Raw genomic sequence first — 22000 nt, 5'->3', positions numbered from 1 at the left:
CTATCCCGATTTCCTCGGCTTGTTCCCGACGCGCGGTGCGCCACGGCGGCTCGCCCGCGTCGCACACTCCGCCGGGTATGTCCCAGCTGTCCTTATAGGACGGCTCGACGAGCAGGACGCGTCCGGTTTCGTCGCGGAGCAGGGTGCCTGCCGACATCCGCTTCCGCGGCAGCGAGCGCACGTATTCGTCGAACGGCAGCAGCTCCACGAGTCCGCAGAGTACCGGCGCAGCGGCGGTCCGTGCGGAATCGTGCGCCCCAATCCCCTTCTGACCACCAGGTACCGTGAACCCCATGGGGACGATCTCGCGGCTCACGTATTACCCGGTCAAGGGCTGTGCCGGCACGACCGTCCAGTCCGCCGACGTGACCCCGGCCGGTCTCGCGCACGACCGCGAGTTCATCGTCACCGCGGCCGACGGCGACTTCCGCAGCCAGCGCCGCTTCCCCGTCATGGCCGCCATCCGGCCGCGCCTCCTGGACGGCGGCGCCCGCCTCGCCCTGTCCGCGCCCGGCGTCGAGGACCTGACCATCGAGGTCCAGAAGGACGGCCGACGGCACCCCGCGTCCACCTTCAACTGGACTGGCGAGGGCGTCCACCAGGGTGCCGACGTCGCGGAGTGGATCTCCACCGTGGTGGGTCAGCCGTCCGTGCTGCTCGGCGTCACCCCGGAGCATGACCGCGTCACGAGCGGTGAGACTCCCGGCACCGCGCGGTTCGCCGACGGGCACGCGATCCTCGTGATCTCCGAGTCCTCTTTGGACCACCTGAACGAACGGATCGCCGAGCGCGGCGGCGAACCGGTGCCGATGGACCGGTTCCGGCCCAACCTCGTGATCCGCGGCTGGGCGGAACCGCACGCTGAGGATTCGGTGCGCCGGATGGAAGCCGGCGGGGCCGAGTTCGCCTACGCGAAACTGTGCGTGCGCTGCGCGGTGCCGATGGTCGATCAGGAAACCGGCAAGCGCTCCGGTCCGGAGCCGATCCGCTCGCTGGCGGCGTACCACCGCGACCCGCACGGCGGCGTCCTCTTCGGCATGAAGGCGGCGGTGACCCGGCCCGGTCAGCTGGCGGTCGGCGACGCGGTGATGGTGCATTCCTCGGTCGGCCCGATCCGCAGCACCGAAGCCGCCGAACCGCCGTTGACCGCGACGGCCAGCTTGCCCGCCGAGTCGGTGTAGACGAGGTTCGCGCCGCGCGGCACGTCGGCGAAGGTCCGGCCGATCGTGGCGGACACCGCGACGTGCTCGCTGTGCACGGTCACCTCACCGGTCAAGCCGGTTAGTTCGAGGTCGGCGGGGGCGGCGGCGAGCTGGACGTTGCCGAAGTGGTCGACGGTCAGCACGTCCGACACGAGCTTGCCCGGAAACGCCGCGATCAGCGGCTCTGGCAGGCGAACCACGTCGCGGATGGCGGGCCCGAAAGAACCCGGGTGTGCACCGAGAGCGAGCTTCGCCGCGACAGGGGCGAAGATGTCTCGGCCGTGAAAGGTCGCGGACGTCGGCGTGCGCACGTCGATCACGTACGCCGCGTACACGCCGCCTAGCGCCTCTGCGGCAGGTAGAAGCAGACCGTTGTCCGGGCCGACGAGGATGCCGTGCGTCGCGACCACCACGATGCCGCGGCGCTCAGTGCCGACGCCTGGGTCGACGACAGCGAGGTGTACGGCCTTAGGCAGCGACGGCACGGTCTGCGCGAGCACTGCCGCGCCTGAGCGCACCTGCTGCGGCGGGACGAGGTGCGTCACGTCGAGAACGCGTACGTCGGGCGCGATGCCCGCGATGACCCCGTGGCAGGCGGCCACGAAGCCGTCGTGCAGCCCGTAGTCGGAGGTGAACGAAATCCAGCGGTAGGCCATGACCTGCATCATCCTCGCTGTAGCGGTGCTCGGGTTAGGGTGCAGCAGTGACGACGCTCGCCGATTACCCGAAGATCGCCGCCGGAAAAGTCCGGGACCTGTACGCGGTCGGGGACGACCACCTGCTGCTGGTCACCTCGGACCGCATCTCCGCTTACGACTTCATCCTGGACACGCCCATCCCCGACAAGGGCCGCGTGCTCACGGCGATGAGCGTGTTCTGGTTCGAGCAGCTGTCGGACCTGATCCCGAACCACCTTGTCGCGTACGACGACCCGCGCATCCCCGCCGAGGTACGCGGGCGCGCGCTGCTCGTACGCCGTCTCGACATGCTTCCGGTCGAAGCTGTCGCGCGCGGGTACCTCACGGGGTCCGGCTACTCGGACTATCAGCGTACGGGCGCAGTGTGCGGCGTAGAGCTGCCTGAAGGGCTCGTGGAGGCATCGAAGCTGCCGTCGCCGATCTTCACGCCCGCGACGAAGGCGGCGTTCGGCGAGCACGACGAGAACGTTTCGTTCGACGCAGTGGTCGCGACTATCGGCGCGAAGCGCGCGGAGGAGCTACGCGAAGCGACGCTCGCCGTGTACCGCCGTGGCGCGGAAGTGGCGGCGAAGCGCGGAATCCTGCTGGCGGACACGAAGTTCGAGTTCGGAGTGGACGAGACGGGCGCGCTGGTGCTGGCGGACGAAGTGCTGACGCCGGATTCGTCGCGGTACTGGCCGGCGGAGGGGTACGAGCCGGGAAGGGTGCAGCCGTCGTTCGACAAGCAGTACGTGCGCAATTGGCTGACGGGGCCGGAGTCGGGTTGGGAGAGGGCGTCGAACGTACAGCCGCCGCCGTTGCCGAGTGAAGTGGTGGAGGCGACGAGGGGAAGGTACGTGGAGGCGTACGAGAGGCTGACGGGGTTGTCGCTGGAGGACTGGCTGTAGGCCGAGGAAGCAGCAGAGGGCCCAGGGAGAGAACCCCGAAAACTGTCGGCACCCCCTGACACACTGCAACCATGACCACACCGTACGCAACACCGCGCGCGAGGGCATTGGGCCTGGAGTTACGCGCGGCGCGGGAGAGAAGAAGACTGGGTGTAAGAGAGTTGGCCCGGTTGCTGGGGATGACGCCTGGTTTCGTGACGAACTGGGAAAGAGGACTGCGGCTGCCGAAGCCGGAGGACATCGGAGCGGTACTGGCGCACTGCAGGGTGATCGGGCCGGATCGCAGGCGAATAGTGGAGATGGCGCGAGGAGCGCGAGAGCAGGACTGGATAGACGGCGGCGGAGAAGAGCCGTACCTGGAGTGGGAACGCACGGCGGAGGCAGTGTTCGGCTGGGAGCCGGAAGTGGTGCCGCCGCTGTTGCAGACGAGCGGGTACGCACGAGCGCTGTTGTCGAGCACTGCGGGCGTTGTCGCGGACGAAGTGGACGCGCGCGTAGCCGAGAGACTGTCGCGGCGCGCGGTGCTCGATTCGGGCGCGCGGTGTGTGCTGGTGCTGGGGGAAAGGGCGCTGCACAAGAGGATCGGCGACGCGGACGCGATGGCGGAGCAGCTGTGGCATCTGCGCGAGCAGTTGGCGGAAGGCAAGGCCGAGGTGCGAGTGGTCCCGGCGGACCGCCGTCCCGATCTGGGCAGGGCGTTCACGATTTTCGATTTCGCGGACCTGCCCTCGATCGTCCACGAGCGGTTGCTGCGGGAAAGCGCCAGCAGCTCGAGTCCGGCGCGGGTGGCGAAATACCGCGAGGTGGCGGAAACGCTGCTGGAGCTGGCCCTGCCGAAACCCGAGACGGACGCCCTGCTGGAGTCGGCGCTGCGGAAATTGTCGGTGCCGTAGGGCAGAGTGGGTGCCGGTGAAAGGAGCGGCATGAGCCGAGCTTTGGTGTTGGGCGGCGGTGGCGTCGCCGGGATCGCGTGGGCGACCGGATTGCTGACCGGGCTGGCGGAAGCGGGCCAGGACGTAACCGATGCCGACGTGCTGATCGGCACGTCAGCAGGCGCGGCGGTGGCGGCACAGCTGGGCAGCGGATTGCCGCTGCCGCAGTTGTACGCGCGGCAAACCGATCCGGCCTTGCAAGCGGCGGAGATCGCGGCCGAGTTCGACCCGGAAAAGTTCGGCGAGGAATTCGCCGCGGTGCTGGCCGACGGCGGCACCGCGGCGGAAACCCGCCGGGCGATGGGAAAGTATGCGCTGGCCGCGGAAACCGTCCCGGAACCACGACGCCGCGCGGTGATCGAATCCCGCCTGCCGTCCCACGAGTGGCCCGAGCGCGCGGTGAAAATCGTTGCGGTGGAAGCGGGAACCGGCGAACCAGCGGTGTTCGACCGCTCGTCCGGCGTCTCGCTGGTCGCCGCGGTGGCGGCAAGCTGCGCAGTGCCCGGAATCTGGCCAGCAGTACCGATCAACGGCGGCTGGTACGTCGACGGTGGCGTCCGCTCTGCCTCGAATGCCGACTATGCAACAGGTTTCGCCCAGGTGACAGTGGTCGTCCCGATGGGCGCGGCGGAGCCGTTCCCGACGGAGCGGCCGTTCGACCAGGTACTGGCGGACCTGCGCTCAGCAGGCGCGAAGGTAGCGGTCTTGGAACCAGACGAGGCCTCGGTCGCGGCGATCGGCCCGAACCCACTGGACCCGGCAACCCGATCCGCAGCCGCGGCGGCCGGGTTGGCACAGGGACAACGAGGAGGGGTGGTGTGGGAGTGAGGACGCCCGGCCACGCGACAGCTGGCTGCTGACCTCGGCGAGCCGCTTCCCGGCCCAGGCCGATTGCTGCCGGTTGGGAGATGGGGCGGAGCCTGAGCTGCGCTGGCTCTCGGCGGTCCGCCGGTTTTGGCGCGGGTTGGTTTGCGGCGCGTTTGTGGCGGACGCGGAGCCCTGGCCTGCGGACCGCCCATTCCGGTCTGGGCTGGTCGCGGCCAGGTCCGGGTCGGCGCGGAGGCGCATTGGGCTGACTTTTGTCAAGCCCTGCCATCGTCGGCGCGGACTTGTCGGCTTCGAGCCCTCCGGAGTCCGCACTCCGCAAGGGTGAGCCGATTCGTCATTAATCGTTCATCACCCACACCGACCGGTGCCGGGTAACGGTTGCGTTCGCGCGGTAGCAGTGGGTGAAAGTCAGGCGCGCCCCGAAAAGCCAACCCCGCGGACGCCGCCGTCCTGGCACACTGGGCTCCGTGCTTCTGCTCATCAGCGGCAGCCTGCGGGCCGGTTCGGTCAATGCGGCTGTCATCGCTACCGCGGCTGGGTTTACGGCGTCCACTGTGTACGGTGGTCTCTCTGGGCTGCCGCATTTCAATCCGGATTTTGACCGGGATCCGTTGCCTGGCGAGGTTGTCGCGTTGCGGGAGGCGATCGGGGCGGCGGACGGTGTCCTGTTTTGCACCCCGGAGTACGCCGGTGGCCTGCCGGGTTCCTTCAAGAATCTGCTCGACTGGACGATCGGCGGCGGGGAGATGTACGGCAAACCGGTCGCGTGGATCAACGCGTCTTCGGTCGCCGCGCCGACTGGGGGTGCGGACGCGCATGACTCTCTCCGCAAAACCCTCACCTACGCGGGCACTCGCATCGTCGACGACGCTTGTGCTCGGATTCCGATTCCCCGCCAAGCCGTCGAGAACGGATCCCTCATCGATCCCGACCTGCGGGGGCGGGTCGCGGTCGCGGTGCGGCGGCTCGTGGAGGCGGCCAAACCGGTCAATCCGTGAGTCGCTGAGCCCAGTCGAGGAAACTGTCCCGTTCGGCGCCGGTCAGTACCGCGGCGGGCGGGGTGTTCGGGAGGGCTAGCACTACGGCGTCTTTCGGCAGGTCGCGGACCTGTTCTTCGGCAAGGGAAGTCGGTGCCGCCGCCGACGCGCGGAACAGGAAGGCCAGTGGGCCGGGACCTAAAGACTCCACGATTTCGACGCGGCCGCGGCCGAAATCTCGTAGTTCCCTGGGTAGGACAGACGCCTGTACGGAACCTGCGGACAGGAGGATTGCGGGTCGCGTTTTTCCTAGGAGGGTGCCTGGTTCGGCGCGTAGTTCGCTGCCTTCCCAGGGGGTTGCTGGAACATCAGGTTTTCGTCGCCACAGGGCCATGGCGCGCAGGCTAGCGCGAAAATCGGTGGCACTGCGGCATTTGCCCGGTTAGCGTCCGCGGGCGTGAGTTACGAGCATCCTCTCGCTTACCTCATCGGGATCGAAGGAGCGGCGTTGCTCCGCGCGTTCACCGGCGAGCACGATCGCGAGTTTGTCGAAGCGCGGCTGGCCGAGATTCGCGCGCTGCTGGCTGACGAGGACCTGGCCGACGGCGTCGAGGTAACCCAGCTCGCGCCTCGAGATGGTTACGCTCGCTGGGCTGCCGCGTATGACTCCGGCGAGAACGCTGCGTTCGCTGACGAGCCCCACGTCGCGGCGATCCTTGACGCCATTCCGCCGGGTCGGGCGCTTGATGCTGCCTGCGGCACGGGGCGGCTCACCCGGCTGTTGGTCGAACGCGGTCACCACGTGGTCGCCGTCGACGGTTCTCCGGAGATGCTCAGCCATGCCAAGGCCGACTCGACTTTCGTGGCTGACCTGCATGGACTTCCGGTCGGCGACGGTTCGCAGGACGTCGTGCTCTGCGGTCTCGCGTTGTCGCACGTACCGGACCTGGCACCGGTGATAGCGGAGTTCGCTCGCGTCCTCGCTCCGGGCGGGCATCTCGTCCTTTCCGACGTGCATCCCGAGCAGGTCCAGCGCGGGTCGATCCCGTCCGTGCGCACGGCCGACGGCGATCCGGCTCGGGTGCGGACGAGTCATCATCGCGTCGGTGATTACTTGCGTGCATTCTTCGCCGCTGGTCTCGCGCCGGTGAGCTGTGCGGAGCCGACGCCCGCACTAACCGAACCGCGCCAGGTACCTGGTGGTGGGCCGTGGGATCTCTGGCCGTGGTCGTTGAACGGCCTGGTGCCGGACGCGTTGGCCGCGGCGGCGAAGGGCGTAGCGTCGATGCTCATCTGGCACTGCCGCAAAGGCGCATAAACCCAGCGGTGACTGTCCGCCGTGTAAGTCTCACTCGCAGTTCACGGAGCGGTCAGGCGGTCGCCACACGGCTGCGGCGCAATGGTGGCGTGGATGCTCGCCTGCTGGTCTCGCTGTCCGGGGTCACCACGCGCACGCTGCACCGTTGTGCGCATCTGGCGGCCGAACTCGAACGTCGGCATGTCCCGCTGTCGATCCTGCATGTCGCGCGCACCGAGGACGGGCCCGTGACGGCTTGGGTCCGTACGCGCGCCGCGGCGGGTGACTCGGTGCTGCTTAACGGCTACGACCACCGCATCCCGCCGACGCATCGCGCCGTGCACCTGGGGCGTAAGGCCGAGTTCGCCGTGCTCCCCGCGCACGAAGCGCGGCTCCGGCTCATCGCTGCGAAGGCTGCCCTCGACGCGACCGGCGTGACTGTTGAAGGCTTCGCGCCGCCGCGTTGGCTGGCGTCGGCGGGCACTGTGCAGGCGTTGCGGGAGCACGGCTTCACGCTGTGCGCCGACCAGAACGCTGTACGGGACCTGGTGACCGGCGAGACCCGGCGCGCGCGGGTGCAGGACTTCACGAGTCAGTCGCACCGTACGGAGACTGTCCGCTGCTTCGCGCTCGTACTCGCCTCCGCGCGGGCCGCGCGCCGAGGCGGGCTGGTGCGGCTTGGCATTGACGCCGCTGACCTCAGCCGCCCCGGCTTGCGGCAGGCGTTGCTGGACGCGGTGGACGTGGCCCTCGAAAACCGGGCCTTCGGGAGCACCTACGGCTCCCTGCGCCACACCGCTCCCGCGTCGACCTAGACTTCCGTCGCGACGCCTCGTTCCAGCGCCTTCACCTCGGTGCCTTCCGGGGCGAGGTTTTGGAACAGCCCGTAGTGCATGTTCGCCGCCGCGTTGGCCAGCACCGCCTCGTGGATCGGCACCGAACGGCGCGGCGCGACCGCACGCAGGAAGTCCACCGCTTCGCCGGCCTTCAGCCACGGCGCCCCGGTGGGCAGACCGAGCACGTCGACCTTCTGCTCGGGTACGAAGAGCGAGTCGCCCGGGTGGTAGAACGCGCCGTGGTCGACCAGGTAGCCGATGTTCGGGATCACCGGGATGTCGGCGTGGATCACCGCGTGCTCGCCGCCGGTGACCGACACCGAGGTGCCGCCGATCTCGAACGCGTCGCCGGGCTTGGCGACCTCGAACTCCAGGTGCAGCTTCTCGACGGCCTCGGCCGAGCCCGGGTCGACGATCAGCTTCGCGCCCGGGTTCGCCTTGAGCAGGCCGGGCAGCCGTTCGACGTCGAGGTGGTCGAAGTGCTGGTGGGTGATCAGCACCGCGGACAGTTCGCGCTCGTTCTCGAAGCCGGTGGAGAACGTGCCAGGATCGAGCAGAATCCGCTCCGCGGCGGTCTCGAGCAGTACGCAGGAATGTCCGAAATGGACGATCCGCATCAGGTTTTCTCCTTACCAAGATCGGTCGGTTCAACCCTACGCTCGTGGCCTGGTCCGCGAGGGCGTCCAGCGAGGACTCCCGGTCGGAGGACTTTCCGCGCCAGTTCCGGGATGCCATGCTGGCGGGAAGCCCGGGCAACTGTTGGCAGAGTGTCAGCAACCTCGTAGCCTGGGGGTTCACCGAGACGGGGAGACGCCGATGACCGCGGTCCAGCCGAAGCCGACGCCCGTCGGCGAGACGTTCGATTCGCTCAGCCCGGCCACCGACGAGGTCGTCGGCACCTACCCGGTGCACACGGCCGAGCAGGTCAGCGCCGCTGTCGAGCGGGCGAGGGCGGCTGCGCGCTGGTGGGACGGTCTCGGCTTCGCCGGGCGCGCGGAGCGGCTGCAGCGCTGGAAGGGCGTGCTCACCCGGCGGCTGCCGCAGTTGTGCCAGGTCGTGCGCGACGAGACCGGCAAGCCGATCGCGGACGCCCAGCTCGAGAGCGTGCTGGCGATCGAGCACATCGCGTGGGCGGCGAAGAACGCCCGCAAGGTGCTCGGCAAGCACCGCCGCTCGTCCGGCCTCCTGATGGCCAACCAGGCCGCGACCGTCGAGTACCTCCCGCTCGGCGTCGTCGGCGTGATCGGGCCCTGGAACTACCCGGTGTTCACCCCGCTCGGCTCGATCGCGTACGCGTTGGCCGCGGGCAACGCGGTGGTTTTCAAGCCGAGCGAGTACACCCCCGGTGTGGGTAAGTGGCTGGTGGACGCGTTCGCTGAGATCGTGCCGGAGCAGCCGGTGCTGCAGCTGGTGACCGGCTTCGGCGAGACAGGGGCCGCGCTGGTCGGCTCCGGCGTGGACAAGATCGCGTTCACCGGCTCCGCGGCCACCGGGAAGAAGATCATGGCCGCTGCCGCGAACACGCTGACCCCGGTGGTGATCGAGGCAGGCGGCAAGGACGCGCTGCTGGTCGACACGGATGCGGATCTCGAAGCGGCGGCTGACGCCACCGTGTGGGGCGCGTTCTCCAACTCCGGTCAGACGTGCATCGGTGTCGAGCGCGTCTACGTGCACGAACGCGTGGCCGACGAGTTCGTCGCCAAGGTGGTGGAGAAGGCGAAGAACGTGCGCGCCGGCTCGGACGAGGACGCGCAGTACGGGCCGATCACCATGCCCTCGCAGCTCTCGGTGATCCGCGGTCACATCGAGGACGCGCTGAAGCGCGGCGGGAAGGCGCTGGTCGGCGGCGTGGAGAGCGTCGGCGACCGCTACGTGCAGCCGACCGTGCTGGTCGACGTTCCGGAGGACTCCGAGGCGGTGCGCGAGGAGACGTTCGGCCCGACGGTCACCATCGCCAGGGTCCGCGACATGGACGAAGCGGTGGAGAAGGCCAACGCGACCAAGTACGGCCTCGGTTCCACGGTGTTCTCGCGGGCGCGCGGGGCTGAGCTGGCGTCGCGGCTGCGCGCGGGGATGACCGCGGTGAACGCGCCGCTGTCGTTCGCCGGCATCGCGTCGCTGCCCTTCGGCGGCGTCGGCGATTCGGGGTTCGGCCGGATCCACGGCCCGGAAGGGCTGCGCGAGTTCGCCCGCCCGAAGGCAGTGGCCCGGCAGCGGTTCACCGCGCCGCTCACGCTCACGTCCTTCTCCCGCAAGGAATCCACGGACGCGCTGGTCGCCAAGCTGGTGACCGTCCTGCACGGCAAGCGTTAAGGAGCACTGTTGCCCGGCTTCGGCGATTTCCAGCACGAGATCTACTTCGCCGGATTGTCCGGCCGCGTTCCGGACCTGCCGATGTCGTACGCGGAACTGGAAACGCGTGCGGCTCAGGCGCTTCCGCCGTCCGTACTGTCCTATGTGGCCGGTGGGGCCGGCGACGAGCGGACCCAGCGCGGGAACGTCGAGGCATTCGAGCGCTGGGGCCTGGTCCCGCGGATGTTCGTGGGCGCGAAGGAACGCGACCTGTCGGTGGACCTGTACGGGATGAAGCTGCCGTCGCCGCTGTTCCTCGCGCCGGTCGGCGTGATCGGCCTGTGCGCGCAGGACGGCCACGGCGACCTCGCGACCGCGCGGGCCAGCGCCCGAACGGGCGTGCCGATGGTCGCTTCGACACTGAGCGTCGACCCGATGGAAACGCTCGTCCCGGAACTGGGCGACACCCCGGGCTTCTTCCAGCTGTACACGCCGACTGACCGTGACGTCGCCGCCTCGCTCGTGCAACGCGCCGAGGCGGCGGGCTTCCGCGGCATCGTGGTCACGCTCGACACCTGGGTGACCGGCTGGCGGCCGCGTGACCTGTCGACGGCGAACTTCCCGCAGCTGCGCGGGCATTGCCTGGCCAACTACTTCACCGACCCGGTGTTCCGGAAACGGCTCGGCAAGGCTCCGGAGGACGACCCGGCGGCCGCCGTCGGACTGTGGGCCCAGCTTTTCGGCAACCCGTTGACCTGGGAAGACCTGCCCTGGCTGCGCTCGCTGACCAAGCTTCCGCTGCTGGTGAAAGGCATCCAGCATCCCGACGACGCCCGCCGCGCCATCGACGGCGGGGTCGACGGGATCTACTGCTCCAACCACGGCGGACGGCAGGCCAACGGCGGTCTCCCGGCACTGGACTGCCTTGCCGAAGTGGTCGATGCCTCCGGCGGCACGCCGGTGCTGTTCGACTCCGGCGTGCGTTCCGGAGCCGACGTGGTCAAGGCGCTGGCCTTGGGCGCGACGGCGGTAGGCGTCGGCCGCCCGTACGCCTGGGGGTTGTCGTTGGCTGGTGAGGACGGCGTTGTCCATGTGCTGCGTACCTTGCTCGCTGAAGCTGACTTGATCATGGCTGTGGACGGCTATCCGACCCTGGCCGACCTCACCCGCGAAGCCCTGCGGCGAGTCGGCTAGACGTTTACGCGGGCAGGAAGTACCCCTCGCTCTCGTCCCACGGGATGTCGAAATCGTCGAGGTGTACGTGCCACTGCGCGTCCGGAAGGGTGCGGCGCAACTCGGTCACCGAGCCCAGCACGTGTTCGAGGATCGGCATGACCCGGTCGAGATCGAGCGGCATCTTGGTGGACCCGGCCACGATCGCGTCCGGCTCGCCTTCCTCATACAGGAAGAGGGATTCCTCGTCCGGGTAAGGGAAAGACGACTGGCGTGTGGTGACGACGCCTTCGACAGCGGCGGTCTCGGAAGCGGTGAGCGCGGTCGCTCGGCTCGCGGTGTAGTAGAGGGAAGTGCTCATGGGCCCGACTGTAACGACGGGGTCCGACAATTCCGGGAAAACAGTCATCCGGAACAGCCCGCCCGCCTGTCGAGCAGGCAGCTACAATCGCCGCCCGTATGTGGTTTCAAGGAAAGTCCGGGCGGATCCTCGCCTGGTTGTCCGCACTCGGCGCGGTAGCCGTCGTCGCGGGCATCGCGGCCGTCATCAGCAGCGTCAACCCGGTTGACCTGCAGGTCTACCGCTTCGGTGCGGACGCGGCCGTGCAAGGCGGCGACCTTTACGGCCCGCTCCCGACCACCACAGCCGGGTCGATGCTGCCGTTCATCTACCCGCCGTTCGCCGCGATGCTCTTCTCGGCCCTGGCGCTCCCGCCGCTCTCGATCGCGTCGGTTCTGCTCGACGTCCTCTCCGCCGCGTCGCTCTGGGTCGTCCTGTACACCACGGTCCGCCGCCTGTGGCGCGACTGGAACCGCCAATCCACGGCCGTCGCCGCGTCCGCGCTCACCGTTGCGGCGCTTGCCTTCGAGCCCGTGCGCTCCACCATCGGCTTTGGACAGATCAACCTCGTCCTGATGGCCCTGGTCGCCGTGGATTGCCTGGCGCCCAACCCACGCTGGCCGCGCGGAATCCTCGTCGGCCTGGCCGCCGCGATCAAGGTGACGCCCGCTGGTTTCCTCCTTTTCTTCCTGCTCGCCAAGGATTTCCGCGCCGCCCGCAACGCACTGCTCACCGGTGCCGGAGCGACCTTGCTCGGCTTCCTGATCGCCCCGCGCGCGTCCGTCGAGTACTTCTTTGGCGGCGGCCTCACCGGTGCCGACGGCTTCAGCGGCTCGCCCTACGCGACCAACCAGACCATCCAAGGCGCCCTCAACCGCCTCGCCCTGCTGCCGCCGGCCCACGACCTGCTGTGGCTGGCGTTGTCCGCGTTCGTCCTGGTCGCCGCCGTACTTGTCATGCGGCGCGTCGACAGTTCGCTCGGCTTCGTCGTCAACGCGGCGGCGGTGCTCGTCCTGTCCCCGATTTCCTGGTCGCACCACTGGGTTTGGGTGGTGCCCGCGACGCTCATCCTGGCCGCCCGCGTCCGCACGCTTCGGGCCGCCGCCGCGTTGGCCGCGGGCGCGTCGGTTTTCATCGCCGCGCCGCACACTTTCGTGCCCTCCAGCGGGATGCGGGAACTCGCGTGGGAACCGTGGCAGCACTTAGTCGGCGACGCCTATGTCCTTCTCGGCTTGGGTTTCCTTGCCTGGCAACTGTTCGCGGTGCAGTTCGCGCGGGTTCCCGAACTCGAACGGGTCGGTTAGGCGGAACCGGGCCAAACCAGCGTCACCAGGTCCCGGCCGGACGACCCGAGATCTGGTGGCATCTCCGGATCTATCCCCATCTCCAGCAGGGCTCGCTCGACCTCGCCGGCAGCGTCGGCAGGCAAGCACAACCGCCGCCGTACGACGTCCACTGTGGACGCGAACTCCGCGTACTCAGGCTCCGGCGGCCGCCGCCATTCCACGACTTCCGGCTCGATCCCCACTTCCGCGAGCGCCGCGAGACAGTCCCCGGCCGTCGGTCCAGCCGGTCGCTCGATGCCGTGAAACCGTTGCCACAAGGGATTAAGCTCAGTCAACGGATGCCGCGCGGCCGTCTCGACCACCACCCGCCGCCTCGCCGCCGCGGTGAGTGCCGCGGCGAACGGAGCCAGGTCGGGGACGTTGTAAACCACGTTCCCGCACACGACAACGTCCGCCACACCGGCTTCGTCGGCAAGATCGGGCCACCGGCCGGACAACAGCCGATGCTCCACCCCTGCGGCCCGCTCGGCGAACGCCGCGAGCAGCTCGTCGTCGGTGTCCAACGCCGTCACCGCGGTGACGTTCGACCGGCCGACCAGGGGCAGGCTCGCCGCCCCGGCCGCCGCGCCGATGTCGAGCACCGTGCCTGGCTCCTGCAACGCTTCGGCGGCCAGCTGATAGGTCGCCCCGATCGGTGCGGCGATCTGCTGATCGGCTCGCCGCAGGAACACCTCGCGCGGCAGGACCCACGGCGATTCCGGAGGGTGCACGGTGTCCGGAATCGCCCAGGCGGCAAGGAGATCCCGCCAGGTTGACAGAGCGGTCATCGAGCCCGAATCAGATCAGCCGCCTTTTCCGCCACCATGATCGTCGGTGCGTTCGTGTTCCCGCGCGGCACCACGGGCATCACCGAAGCGTCTACCACCCGCAGCCCCGTAACCCCGCGCACCTTGAGATCCGGGTCGACCACCGCGTGCTCGCCGCTGCCCATCGCGCACGTGCCGACCGGGTGGTACAGCGTCTGCGTGTTCTGCCGGACGTGCTCGGTCAACGCCTCGTCCGACAGCTCATGCGTCGCCGGCAGGAACGGCCGGTCCAGGAACTTCGCCAGCGGACCCGACCGTCCGATCTCGATCAGGGACCGCAAAGCGGACTTCACCGATTCCAGATCGATCGACTCCGCGTAGTAAGCCGGGTCGATTTCCGGCTTCCACAACGGATTCGCCGACTTCAGCCGCAGCCGCCCGCGGCTCGCGACGTCGACCAGCGTGGCCGCCGACGTGAAGCCCGGACACATGGGCTCGCGCATTCCGTTGTCGTAGAACAACGTCGGGGCCACGTGGATCTGCATGTCCGGCGCGGCCAGCCCGTCACGGGTCGAGTAGAACGCGCCCGCCTCGCCGATGTTCGACGCGAGCGGGCCGCGTTTGGTCAGCTGGTAGCGCACCAGTCCGGCGGGTGTCGCGGAGTCCGCGATGTCGGTCGTGCCCTTCGTCGACCAGATCACGCCGACCGCCGGGTGGTCGTGCAGGTTGTCGCCGACGCCGGGCAGCGCGGCGACCACGTCGATGCCCAGTTCGCGCAGATGTTCGGCCGGACCGACGCCGGACAGCATCAGCAACTGCGGCGAGTTGATCGCCCCGCCGGACAGCAGCACTTCGGCGTCCGCCCGGACCGTCGTCGGCACGCCCTTGTCGAGATAGGACACCCCGACCGCTCGGGTGCCCTCGAAAACCACCCGCGTGACCTGCGCGTTCGTCCGCACGGTCAGGTTCGGCCGCGACAACGCGGGCCGCAGGTAAGCGTCCGCGGTGGACCAGCGGCGGCCGCGCTTGCAGGTGACCTGGTAGAGCCCGGCCCCCTCCTGCGACTCGCCGTTGAAGTCGTCGGTGTGCTTGAGCCCCCACGCGACCGCGCTGTCCACCCACGCGTGCGACAGCTCGTGGGTGAACCGCCGGTCCTCGACGTGCAGCGGGCCGTCCGTGCCGTGCAGCGGGCCGCCGAGGCGCTGGTTGCCCTCGGCGCGCTTGAAGTACGGCAGCACGTCGTCCCAGCCCCAGCCGGTGGCTCCGTGCGCATCGCGCCAGCCGTCGTAGTCGGCGCGGTTGCCGCGGATGTAGATCATCGCGTTGATCGACGAGCAGCCGCCGAGCATCCGGCCGCGCGGCCAGTACTCCTTCTTGCCGGTGTGCTTCTGCTCGACGGTCTCGTAGTTCCAGTCCCACTTCGTCTTGAACAGCGACGCGAACGCCGCCGGGATCCGGACCTCGTCCGCGGTGTCCTCGCCGCCGGCCTCGAGCAGCAGCACCCGCGCGGACGGGTCCTCGCTCAGCCGGTTCGCCAGCACGCAGCCCGCGCTGCCCGCGCCGACGATCACGTAGTCGAAGGAGTCCTGCTCTGGCACGCTGCCTCCCGGTGGTGTTGACACCCTGTCAACGACACATCATGGCGCAGGTCACGCTACGCGCAAGTCGCCGGAAAACCGATCAGTCAGAAGTGGCATCGAAGACGGTGACGCACGCGCCGTCCGCCGCGTCGTCGTCGGTCTCCACCCGGCCCTCTCCGGTCACGTCGTCCACCTTGGTGTCGCGGCGTCCGTGCCGTTCTTCACCGGGGGCCGCGGCTTCGGATCCGTCGACAGGCTGGCCAGCGGAGCCGGTTCGCCACCCGATTTGGTGTCGCGCGCACACCAGCTTTGAGTTGGCGACCGACTGGGGCCAGTTGCTCCGGCGTTCCTTGCGGCGGGTGGTTCACGTCTCCCCCTCGATACCGGTCTGTCTGCCGAGCAGGCCAGTGAAGTACGCTTCCAGTGCACCCACGACCTGCAGAAATAAGGAGCAGCCAGCCGTGGCTCGAGTCGTTGTCGACGTCATGCCCAAACCCGAGATCCTCGACCCGCAGGGCCAGGCGGTGGCGCGTGCGCTGCCGCGGCTCGGCTTCTCCGGGGTCGCCGACGTGCGCCAGGGGCGGCACTTCGAACTCGAGGTCGACGACGACGTCGATGACGAGACGCTGGCCAAGATGGCCGAGGGCTTCCTCGCCAACCCGGTGATCGAGCAGTGGACCATCCGGCGGGTGGAGGCGTGAGCGCCCGCATCGGCGTCATCACCTTCCCCGGCACGCTCGACGACGGCGACGCCGCCCGCGCGGTCCGCTACGCCGACGCCGAGGCGGTTTCGCTCTGGCACGCCGACGACGACCTCAAGGGCGTCGACGCGGTTGTCGTCCCCGGCGGCTTCTCCTACGGCGACTACCTGCGCGCCGGCGTGATCGCCCGCTACGCGCCGGTGATGTCCTCGGTCATCGACGCCGCGCACAAGGGCATGCCGGTGCTCGGCATCTGCAACGGCTTCCAGATCCTGTGCGAGGCCGGCCTGCTTCCCGGCGCGATGATCCGCAACGTCGGCCTGCACTTCGTGTGCCGCGACCAGTGGCTGCGCGTGGACAACAACGCCACCGCGTGGACCACGCGCTACGAGGCGGGCGCGGAGATCCTGATCCCGCTCAAGAACAACGACGGCTGCTACGTCGCCGACCAGTCCACTGTGGACATGCTGGAGGCGGAGGGCCGGGTCGCGTTCCGCTACGTCGGCGGCAACCCGAACGGCTCCCGCAACGACATCGCGGGCGTCACCAGCGAGAACGGCCGCGTGGTCGGTCTCATGCCGCACCCGGAGCACGCGATCGACGCGCTCACCGGTCCGTCCGACGACGGTCTCGGCATGTTCTACAGCGCGGTCGACGCGCTCGTGAAGGCCTGAGCCAAGCACCGAAAAGGGGCCCCGGGAAACTTCCCGGGGCCCCTTTCGCGTTACTTGCTGTGGTCGCTGGAGAGCCAGCGCTCGGTGCGCACCCGCACCAGCACCGAGTTCTCCGTCAGCGAGCCCTCGACGAACTTCCGCGCCTCAGCCTCGGGCGCGTACCGCGAGGCGATGGCGAGCGCCTGCTCCTCCGTCGGAGCCGAGGACCGGTCCACGACCGGACCGGACACCGTCACGTACTTGTACGGCTGGGTTTCCTGCTGCACCGTGAGGCTCAGCTTGCCCGCCGCCTCGATCGCCCGGTCCTTCGCCGACCCGCGGTCCATCCAGATCAGCAGTTCGCCGCCGGGCTCGTAGTCGTACCAAACCGGCACGGCGAGCGGGGCCGCGCCTTCCCGGCCGATCGACAGCACGCCCACTCGCTGCTCCGCGAGGAACTTCTCTCGTTCGTCCACCGTCATGACCGCCATCCGGCGTCACCCCCAGGCTAGGAAGATCAGGATCCGCTTGAGGCCAACGCCGGACGCCTGGCGGACATTCCGGTCTCGGGGCTCGGGCCGGGACGGCCGTGCTCAGCCGAGCCGGAAGACCAGTGCCGTGGACTGCGCGGTGTAGATCGCGCGGACTCCGTAAACGACCCCGTCTGCCCAGAACAAGCGGCAGAACCACGGTGCCAAGCTGCGATTGCCGGGACCCGTGAGCGAGACCGTGCGCACGGGTGTCACAGCTCCGGTGTCCAGGGAGAACTTGACGATGTGCTGATCAGGACCGTCCTGGCCGGCGGAGACCACGGCGATCACCTGCCCGTTGTCCACCGCGAGCGGCGCCGCGACAATGCCGCCGCCGGGTGCCGGGACTTCCCAGCGTTTGGCGCCGGTGCGGAGGTCGAACGCGGCGAGGCGGTTGGGCTTCTGCGGGCTGGTCAGCGCGATCATCGTGGTGCCCGTGACGAGTGCTCGCGAACGTCGATGTGACGTGCCATTGGAGGCCCCGCTCAGGCTGTAGCCGAATCCGTCGTCGCCCATGAAGCCGTTCAACGCGTCTCCGGCATCGATGGTGGAAACCGGTTCGAGCGAGTCGTCGAGAGTTGCGTACATCCCTTTCGATGCGTCGCTGACGTAGGCGACCAGCGGCGACGCGCTCACCCACGCCATCGTGAGGTAGGACTTGCTCTTCACGAACTCGTTGTGCTGCTTGGTTTTCCCGGTCGCGGGATCGACGGCAACGGCGACGTACAAGCTGTCGCCGGCGTCCTTGGCGCTGCAGTGGGACAGCAGCACGAAGTCCGCGCTCCGCGGCAGCCCGTCCGACGGGATGCAGTTCGAGTACACCTTCTCGTCGGTCGGTGGCGTGACCTCGGACCAGCGGACGGCGCCGGTGGCCGCGTCCAGCCCGAGCAGTTGCTGGTAGTGCACGACCACGACCGAACCGCCGACGATCTCCAGCACTGCGTGCTCGTCGAGTTTCGCCTGCGACGGGCTCCCCGACGAGGTGATGGGCATCGCCCGCTGCCACAGCAGCTTTCCCGCGTTGACATCCAGTACAGCCGCGCTCGAACAGAGATCCCCATAACCGACGGCGATGTGATTGTCGACGACAGAGGTGCTCGCCCCGCAGAAATGGCCGGCGGGGGAGGGGATCCGCCAACGTTCCTTTCCGTCGCTCCGTGCGTACGCGACCGCATAGGTGTCGTTCACCAGCACCAGATCGTCGCCCACGACCCAGGAATCGATGCCGATGTCGTACGGCGGGACCCGGTCCGCTCCCAGCTGCCACGGACCTGGCTGGGACACCGCGATCGCGTGACCGGACACCGTGCCCCTGTTGAGCGCGAGCGGTACCGCGATCGCCGCGATGACCACGGCTGCCAGAAATGCCGAGATTCCGAGGAAGGCCCGCCGGCCACCCTTTTTGTCAGTCACTACCCGCTCCCCCCTTAGATGCGCGTAGTGTATTTGGGGAAATCTGATTCCCCCAAAGTTCCGCCACAGTTTTCACCGCTTCGGATTTGTCGACCGGGAATCGCGCTTCAGCTTGCCGCCGCGACCAGTCGCGAGTACGGGCCGCCCGCCGCGATCAGGTCCTGGTGCGGGCCGAGTTCGGTGATGGTGCCGCCCTCGACCACCGCGACCCGGTCCGCCGCCGCGGCCGTGTGCAGCCGGTGCGCGATCGCGATCACCGTGCGGCCTTCGAGCACCGCGTTCAGCGACCGTTCCAGCTCGCGCGCCGAACCGGTGTCCAGCAGCGACGTCGCCTCGTCCAGTACCAGCGTGTGCGGGTCGGCCAGGACGACCCTGGCCAGCGCCAGTTGCTGCGCGAGACCGGCCGGAACCGCGTACGCGCCCGAGCCGAGCTTGGTGTCCAGCCCGTCCGGCAGTCCGGCCGCCCACTCCTCGGCGCCGGCGGATGCGAGCGCGTCCAGCAGTTCCTCGTCGGTCCAGTCCTCGCCGCCGCGCCGGGCAGGCAGGGCCAGGTTTTCCCGCAGCGTCCCGGAAAACGTGTGGTGTTCCTGCGTCAGCAGCAGCACCTCGCCGCGCAGCACGTCGTCCGCGAGCGTCGACACCTCGGTGCCGCCGACCCGGATCGAACCCGCCGTCGGGGCCGAGATCCCGGCCAGCAGCCTGCCCAGCGTCGACTTGCCCGCACCGGACGGTCCGACGATCGCCAGCCGTTCCCCTCGCGGAACGCTCAGGCTGATGCCGTGCAGCACCTCGCGGTCTGAGGTGTAGCCGAACCGGACTTCGCGCACCTCGATGTCGCGCCCGCGCGGCACGTCGGCGACCTTGTCCGCCGATTCGGCTGGCTGCACGCCGATGATCCGGCGCGTCGCGGCTATCGCGACCTGCAAATCCTCCAGCCAGAACAGCGCCTCGCTGAGCGGAGCGGTCATCGCCTGCGCGTACGCCAGCATCGTCGTGATCGTGCCGAGCCCGGCCCAGCCCTGGCTGTAGGCGAACAAGCCCAGCAGCAGGAGCGCCGCGATCGGCAGCACGTAGCTGATTTCGAGCGACGGCAGCCAGCGCATCTGCAGCGCCCGCATCCGGCGTTCGCCGAGCGTCGCCTGGTCGAGTGCGTGGTACCCGGCGCGGACCCGCCGTTCGGTGAGGCTGAGCGCCTCCGAGGTCCGCGCGCCCTCCACGGTCTCGTGGGTGGTCGATTGCAGGTCGCCCCAGCGGTCGAGCATCCACGCGAACGCGCTCGGGATCTTCCGCTGGTACCAGATGTTCACCGGCACCAGGATCGGGATCGCCACCAGCAGGGCCAGCGCGAGCAGCGGCGACGTCACGATCATCGCGATGGTGGTGAACAGCACCGTCACCGCGGCGATCAGGATTTCCGGCGCGGCGAACCGCACCGCGACGTCCAGCCGGTTGATGTCGCTGGTCGCCCGGCTGAGCAGGTCGCCGGTGCCGGCCGCCTCGACGGTGCCCAGCGGAAGGCCGAGCGCGTTCGTGACGAACCGTTCGCGGGTCTGCGCGAGCACCCGTTCGCCGAACATCCGGCCGCGCAGCCGCGCCGCCTTCCTCGCCCACGCCTGCAGCACGAGCACCGCCACGAACGCGACGGCCAGCAGATCGACCCGCAGCGTCGTGCCGTGCTCGACGACGCCGTCCACGAGCCTGCCGAGCAGTTGCGGCCCGGCCAGCCCGACCACGGTGGCCAGGCAGAACAGCCCGAGCATCACGGAAAACTCGCGCCGGTGCTCGACCGCCACGCGTTTCGCCCAGCGCCGCACTTCGCGTTTCGACGCCAGCGGGAGCCGCGTCGTCATACCGTCACTGCCTTTCCGTGCACGACCTCGTCGGCCACGTTCCTCCACAGTGGACTCTGGCTGAACACCACCGTGGTCCTGCCGGTCCGCAATTCCTTGGCGCGCTGGGTGATCCGGGCTTCGGTGTGCGCGTCGACCGCCGACGTCGGCTCGTCGAGCAGCAGCACGTCAGGGTCGATCGCCAGCGCGCGGGCCAGGCTCAGCCGCTGTCGTTGCCCGCCGGACACCTCGCGGCCGCGTTCGCCGATCAGCTCGTCAACGCCACGCGGCAGGGCCTCGATGATGTCCTCGGCGTCCGCCGCGTGCAGCGCCGCGAAGATGTCGACCCCGCGCGGGTGCTCCGGGGTCAGCTGATCGCGCAGCACCCCGGAAAACCACAGGTCCTGGTTGTGCGCGTACACCACGCGCCTGCGCAGTTCGGCGAGCGCGACGCGATCCGCGGGCACCCCGCTGACCAGCACCTGTTCGCCCTCGTCCGCGTCGGCGAACCGGCTCATCCGCGCGGCGATCGCCTCCGCCTCGGCACCAAGATCGACCACGGTCAGCTTGCCCGGCGCGATCCGGATGCCGCTGGCGGTGTCCACCAGCTCCAGCGGACCGTCCGGCAGCGGCAGCGGCGACACCGGCTCGGCGAGCTTCGGCCGCAGGGCCAGCAGCCCGCACACCTTGCGCGCCGCGACCAGGCCCGAGCTGAGCGAGCTGACCTGTTCGGTCGCCGTGGCGACCGGCACTACCAGGAACGCCGAGAGACCGTAGAACGCCACCAGTTCGCCGACGCTGATCGTGCCGTCGAGCGCGAGCCGCGCGCCCAGCCAGGTGATCGCCACCGTGACCAGCCCCGGCAGCAGGACCTCCGCGCCTGCCAGCCAGGATTCGCTGCGCCCGACCTCGACGCCGGAGCGCCGCACCAGCTGGCTCGCGTCGCGGAACCGGGCGAGGAATCGCCGTTCGCCGCCGACGCCGCGCAGGATCCGCAGCCCGGACACGATGTCCGCGCCGAGTGCGTTCACCTCGCTCAGGTTCTCCCGCTGCGCGGTTTTCCGCTTCTGCAGCGGCGCGAGCAGCGGACCGATGCCGAGCACCGCGAGCGGGACGCCGACCAGCGCGACCGTGCCCAGCACCGGCGAGGTGCCGAGCATCGCGATCCCGATGACCACGAACGCCACGATCGAACCGAACGTGCGGCCGATGACCTCGAACGCGTTGCCGACCCAGTTCATGTCCGACGACGTGACCGCGACGACGTTGCCGGTGGTGGTGGCGTCGCGCAGGGACGCGCCGAGCCGGGTCGTGTGGTCGGTGACCAGGCGCTGGGTGGAGCCCGCCCCGTGGATCCACATGCCGTACGACGCGAAGTGCAGCCCGGTGCCGAGCAGCGCCTGCGTCACGCCGAGCACGCCCGCGAGCAGCGCCCAGCGCCACAGCGCGGACGAGTCGCCGTCGGCGATCGCCCCGACGCCCCGGCCGATCACCAGCGGCAGCAGGGCGCTCGGCAGCGACCAGCCGGCCCCGGTGACGATCGCGGCGAGGACGAGCCCCGGCCGTGCGCGCAGGACCGCCAGCAGATACCGGACCGGCGTCGGACGTTCCGGGAGCCGGATGTCGGGGAAGCGGTACGTGGCGGAAAGCACGATCATTGACGCTAAGCCGCCGGGAGGCTCCGGCGCGACTCATTTATGCCCCGCGCGAGCAGGCCGGGCGGCTGTGGGTGTGACCCGG

At 69.4% G+C, this 22000-nt stretch carries 22 protein-coding genes and 1 pseudogene; 12 read left to right on the top strand and 11 right to left on the bottom strand.

From position 1 onward, the window contains the following. Positions 1–13: 13 nt before the first annotated feature. A pseudogene (locus PUT80_RS18385) lies at positions 14–157 on the bottom strand (NUDIX hydrolase); the annotation flags it as partial. Between the two features lie 136 nt (positions 158–293). Here PUT80_RS18385 and PUT80_RS18380 point away from each other — a divergent pair. Beyond that, positions 294–1181: an MOSC N-terminal beta barrel domain-containing protein gene (locus PUT80_RS18380; protein ID WP_275292942.1), complete on the top strand. Its 888-nt coding sequence runs from the start codon at positions 294–296 to the stop codon at positions 1179–1181. Here the strand turns inward: PUT80_RS18380 and PUT80_RS18375 are convergent. After that, a complete protein-coding gene (locus PUT80_RS18375) occupies positions 1064–1858 on the bottom strand; it encodes an SAM-dependent chlorinase/fluorinase (protein WP_078870271.1) in 795 nt (264 codons plus the stop codon). The genes PUT80_RS18380 and PUT80_RS18375 overlap by 118 nt on opposite strands. Positions 1859–1905: 47 nt before the next feature. Between PUT80_RS18375 and PUT80_RS18370 the strand changes: the two genes are divergently transcribed. The 4 genes from PUT80_RS18370 (at position 1906) to PUT80_RS18355 (ending at position 5545) form a co-directional block, all read left to right on the top strand. After that, positions 1906–2787: a phosphoribosylaminoimidazolesuccinocarboxamide synthase gene (locus PUT80_RS18370; RefSeq protein WP_037808718.1), complete on the top strand. Its 882-nt coding sequence runs from the start codon at positions 1906–1908 to the stop codon at positions 2785–2787. Between the two features lie 71 nt (positions 2788–2858). After that, positions 2859–3680, top strand: coding sequence for a helix-turn-helix transcriptional regulator (locus tag PUT80_RS18365; protein WP_037808716.1), 822 nt, complete (start codon positions 2859–2861; stop codon positions 3678–3680). A gap of 30 nt (positions 3681–3710) precedes the next feature. Then, positions 3711–4547: a patatin-like phospholipase family protein gene (locus tag PUT80_RS18360; protein WP_275292941.1), complete on the top strand. Its 837-nt coding sequence runs from the start codon at positions 3711–3713 to the stop codon at positions 4545–4547. A 467-nt stretch (positions 4548–5014) separates the two neighbouring features. Further along, a complete protein-coding gene (locus PUT80_RS18355; RefSeq protein WP_238603840.1) occupies positions 5015–5545 on the top strand; it encodes an NADPH-dependent FMN reductase in 531 nt (176 codons plus the stop codon). On the opposite strand, the gene PUT80_RS18350 is transcribed toward PUT80_RS18355, so the two are convergent. Continuing rightward, positions 5535–5735: a hypothetical protein gene (locus PUT80_RS18350; protein WP_134662143.1), complete on the bottom strand. Its 201-nt coding sequence runs from the start codon at positions 5733–5735 to the stop codon at positions 5535–5537. The two genes, PUT80_RS18355 and PUT80_RS18350, sit on opposite strands and share 11 nt — an antisense overlap. 246 nt (positions 5736–5981) lie before the next feature. Between PUT80_RS18350 and PUT80_RS18345 the strand changes: the two genes are divergently transcribed. Then, positions 5982–6842, top strand: a complete 861-nt coding sequence (locus PUT80_RS18345) for a methyltransferase domain-containing protein (protein WP_275292940.1) — start codon at positions 5982–5984, stop codon at positions 6840–6842. Between the two features lie 89 nt (positions 6843–6931). Continuing rightward, entirely contained in the window at positions 6932–7636 is a 705-nt protein-coding gene (locus PUT80_RS18340; RefSeq protein WP_275292939.1) for a DUF2334 domain-containing protein, read from the top strand. Here PUT80_RS18340 and PUT80_RS18335 read toward each other — a convergent pair. Further along, entirely contained in the window at positions 7633–8274 is a 642-nt protein-coding gene (locus tag PUT80_RS18335) for an MBL fold metallo-hydrolase (RefSeq protein ID WP_037808710.1), read from the bottom strand. The two genes, PUT80_RS18340 and PUT80_RS18335, sit on opposite strands and share 4 nt — an antisense overlap. A gap of 199 nt (positions 8275–8473) precedes the next feature. Between PUT80_RS18335 and PUT80_RS18330 the strand changes: the two genes are divergently transcribed. Both PUT80_RS18330 and PUT80_RS18325 read left to right on the top strand, forming a co-directional pair. Further along, entirely contained in the window at positions 8474–9970 is a 1497-nt protein-coding gene (locus tag PUT80_RS18330; RefSeq protein WP_275292938.1) for an aldehyde dehydrogenase family protein, read from the top strand. A gap of 9 nt (positions 9971–9979) precedes the next feature. Then, the gene (locus PUT80_RS18325) at positions 9980–11143 is read left to right on the top strand and encodes a lactate 2-monooxygenase (protein ID WP_134727638.1); all 1164 of its coding nucleotides are present in this window, start codon (positions 9980–9982) and stop codon (positions 11141–11143) included. Positions 11144–11147: 4 nt separating this feature from the next. Here PUT80_RS18325 and PUT80_RS18320 read toward each other — a convergent pair whose 3' ends face one another. Continuing rightward, positions 11148–11483: a hypothetical protein gene (locus tag PUT80_RS18320; protein ID WP_275292937.1), complete on the bottom strand. Its 336-nt coding sequence runs from the start codon at positions 11481–11483 to the stop codon at positions 11148–11150. Positions 11484–11581: 98 nt separating this feature from the next. Between PUT80_RS18320 and PUT80_RS18315 the strand changes: the two genes are divergently transcribed. Then, the gene (locus tag PUT80_RS18315; protein WP_275292936.1) at positions 11582–12766 is read left to right on the top strand and encodes a glycosyltransferase 87 family protein; all 1185 of its coding nucleotides are present in this window, start codon (positions 11582–11584) and stop codon (positions 12764–12766) included. Here the strand turns inward: PUT80_RS18315 and PUT80_RS18310 are convergent. Then, a complete protein-coding gene (locus tag PUT80_RS18310) occupies positions 12763–13575 on the bottom strand; it encodes a class I SAM-dependent methyltransferase (RefSeq protein WP_037808699.1) in 813 nt (270 codons plus the stop codon). The genes PUT80_RS18315 and PUT80_RS18310 overlap by 4 nt on opposite strands. Beyond that, positions 13572–15152 carry a GMC family oxidoreductase N-terminal domain-containing protein gene (locus PUT80_RS18305; protein ID WP_275292935.1) on the bottom strand — a complete coding sequence of 527 codons (1581 nt, stop codon included), beginning with the start codon at positions 15150–15152 and terminating at the stop codon, positions 13572–13574. The genes PUT80_RS18310 and PUT80_RS18305 overlap by 4 nt, the downstream gene beginning before the upstream one ends. 443 nt (positions 15153–15595) lie before the next feature. Between PUT80_RS18305 and purS the strand changes: the two genes are divergently transcribed. Together purS and purQ are read left to right on the top strand one after the other, a co-directional pair. Then, positions 15596–15835 carry a phosphoribosylformylglycinamidine synthase subunit PurS gene (gene purS, locus PUT80_RS18300; RefSeq protein WP_037808692.1) on the top strand — a complete coding sequence of 80 codons (240 nt, stop codon included), beginning with the start codon at positions 15596–15598 and terminating at the stop codon, positions 15833–15835. Further along, positions 15832–16509, top strand: coding sequence for a phosphoribosylformylglycinamidine synthase subunit PurQ (purQ, locus tag PUT80_RS18295; RefSeq protein ID WP_037808690.1), 678 nt, complete (start codon positions 15832–15834; stop codon positions 16507–16509). The genes purS and purQ overlap by 4 nt, the downstream gene beginning before the upstream one ends. A gap of 50 nt (positions 16510–16559) precedes the next feature. Here the strand turns inward: purQ and PUT80_RS18290 are convergent, their stop codons facing one another. The 4 genes from PUT80_RS18290 to PUT80_RS18275 form a co-directional block, all read right to left on the bottom strand. Then, on the bottom strand, positions 16560–16979 hold the full coding sequence (locus PUT80_RS18290; RefSeq protein WP_037808689.1) for a pyridoxamine 5'-phosphate oxidase family protein: 420 nt from the start codon (positions 16977–16979) through the stop codon (positions 16560–16562). A 102-nt stretch (positions 16980–17081) separates the two neighbouring features. Next, positions 17082–18431 carry a PQQ-binding-like beta-propeller repeat protein gene (locus PUT80_RS18285; protein WP_275292934.1) on the bottom strand — a complete coding sequence of 450 codons (1350 nt, stop codon included), beginning with the start codon at positions 18429–18431 and terminating at the stop codon, positions 17082–17084. A 107-nt stretch (positions 18432–18538) separates the two neighbouring features. Next, positions 18539–20281, bottom strand: coding sequence for an ABC transporter ATP-binding protein (locus PUT80_RS18280; RefSeq protein ID WP_275292933.1), 1743 nt, complete (start codon positions 20279–20281; stop codon positions 18539–18541). Beyond that, positions 20278–21912, bottom strand: coding sequence for an ABC transporter ATP-binding protein (locus tag PUT80_RS18275; protein WP_238603850.1), 1635 nt, complete (start codon positions 21910–21912; stop codon positions 20278–20280). Before PUT80_RS18275 ends, PUT80_RS18280 begins: the two co-directional genes overlap by 4 nt. Positions 21913–22000: the final 88 nt, after the last annotated feature.

Origin of the sequence: Amycolatopsis sp. La24 (assembly GCF_029087445.1) — a bacterium.
Classification (GTDB): Bacteria; Actinomycetota; Actinomycetes; order Mycobacteriales; family Pseudonocardiaceae; genus Amycolatopsis; species Amycolatopsis nivea.
The sequence above is the reverse complement of the archived record's forward strand: the minus strand, read 5'-3'. Positions and strand labels throughout refer to the sequence as shown.

What these genes read in the sequence shown, in the direction of transcription:
- PUT80_RS18320 (WP_275292937.1), bottom strand. Translation starts at nt 11,483, where the DNA reads ATGAGCACTTCCCTCTACTACACCGCGAGCCGAGCGACCGCGCTCACC.
- PUT80_RS18315 (WP_275292936.1), top strand. Translation starts at nt 11,582, where the DNA reads ATGTGGTTTCAAGGAAAGTCCGGGCGGATCCTCGCCTGGTTGTCCGCA.
- PUT80_RS18365 (WP_037808716.1), top strand. Translation starts at nt 2,859, where the DNA reads ATGACCACACCGTACGCAACACCGCGCGCGAGGGCATTGGGCCTGGAG.
- PUT80_RS18360 (WP_275292941.1), top strand. Translation starts at nt 3,711, where the DNA reads ATGAGCCGAGCTTTGGTGTTGGGCGGCGGTGGCGTCGCCGGGATCGCG.
- PUT80_RS18375 (WP_078870271.1), bottom strand. Translation starts at nt 1,858, where the DNA reads ATGGCCTACCGCTGGATTTCGTTCACCTCCGACTACGGGCTGCACGAC.
- PUT80_RS18380 (WP_275292942.1), top strand. Translation starts at nt 294, where the DNA reads ATGGGGACGATCTCGCGGCTCACGTATTACCCGGTCAAGGGCTGTGCC.
- PUT80_RS18335 (WP_037808710.1), bottom strand. Translation starts at nt 8,274, where the DNA reads ATGCGGATCGTCCATTTCGGACATTCCTGCGTACTGCTCGAGACCGCC.
- PUT80_RS18290 (WP_037808689.1), bottom strand. Translation starts at nt 16,979, where the DNA reads ATGGCGGTCATGACGGTGGACGAACGAGAGAAGTTCCTCGCGGAGCAG.
- PUT80_RS18280 (WP_275292933.1), bottom strand. Translation starts at nt 20,281, where the DNA reads ATGACGACGCGGCTCCCGCTGGCGTCGAAACGCGAAGTGCGGCGCTGG.
- PUT80_RS18330 (WP_275292938.1), top strand. Translation starts at nt 8,474, where the DNA reads ATGACCGCGGTCCAGCCGAAGCCGACGCCCGTCGGCGAGACGTTCGAT.
- PUT80_RS18310 (WP_037808699.1), bottom strand. Translation starts at nt 13,575, where the DNA reads ATGACCGCTCTGTCAACCTGGCGGGATCTCCTTGCCGCCTGGGCGATT.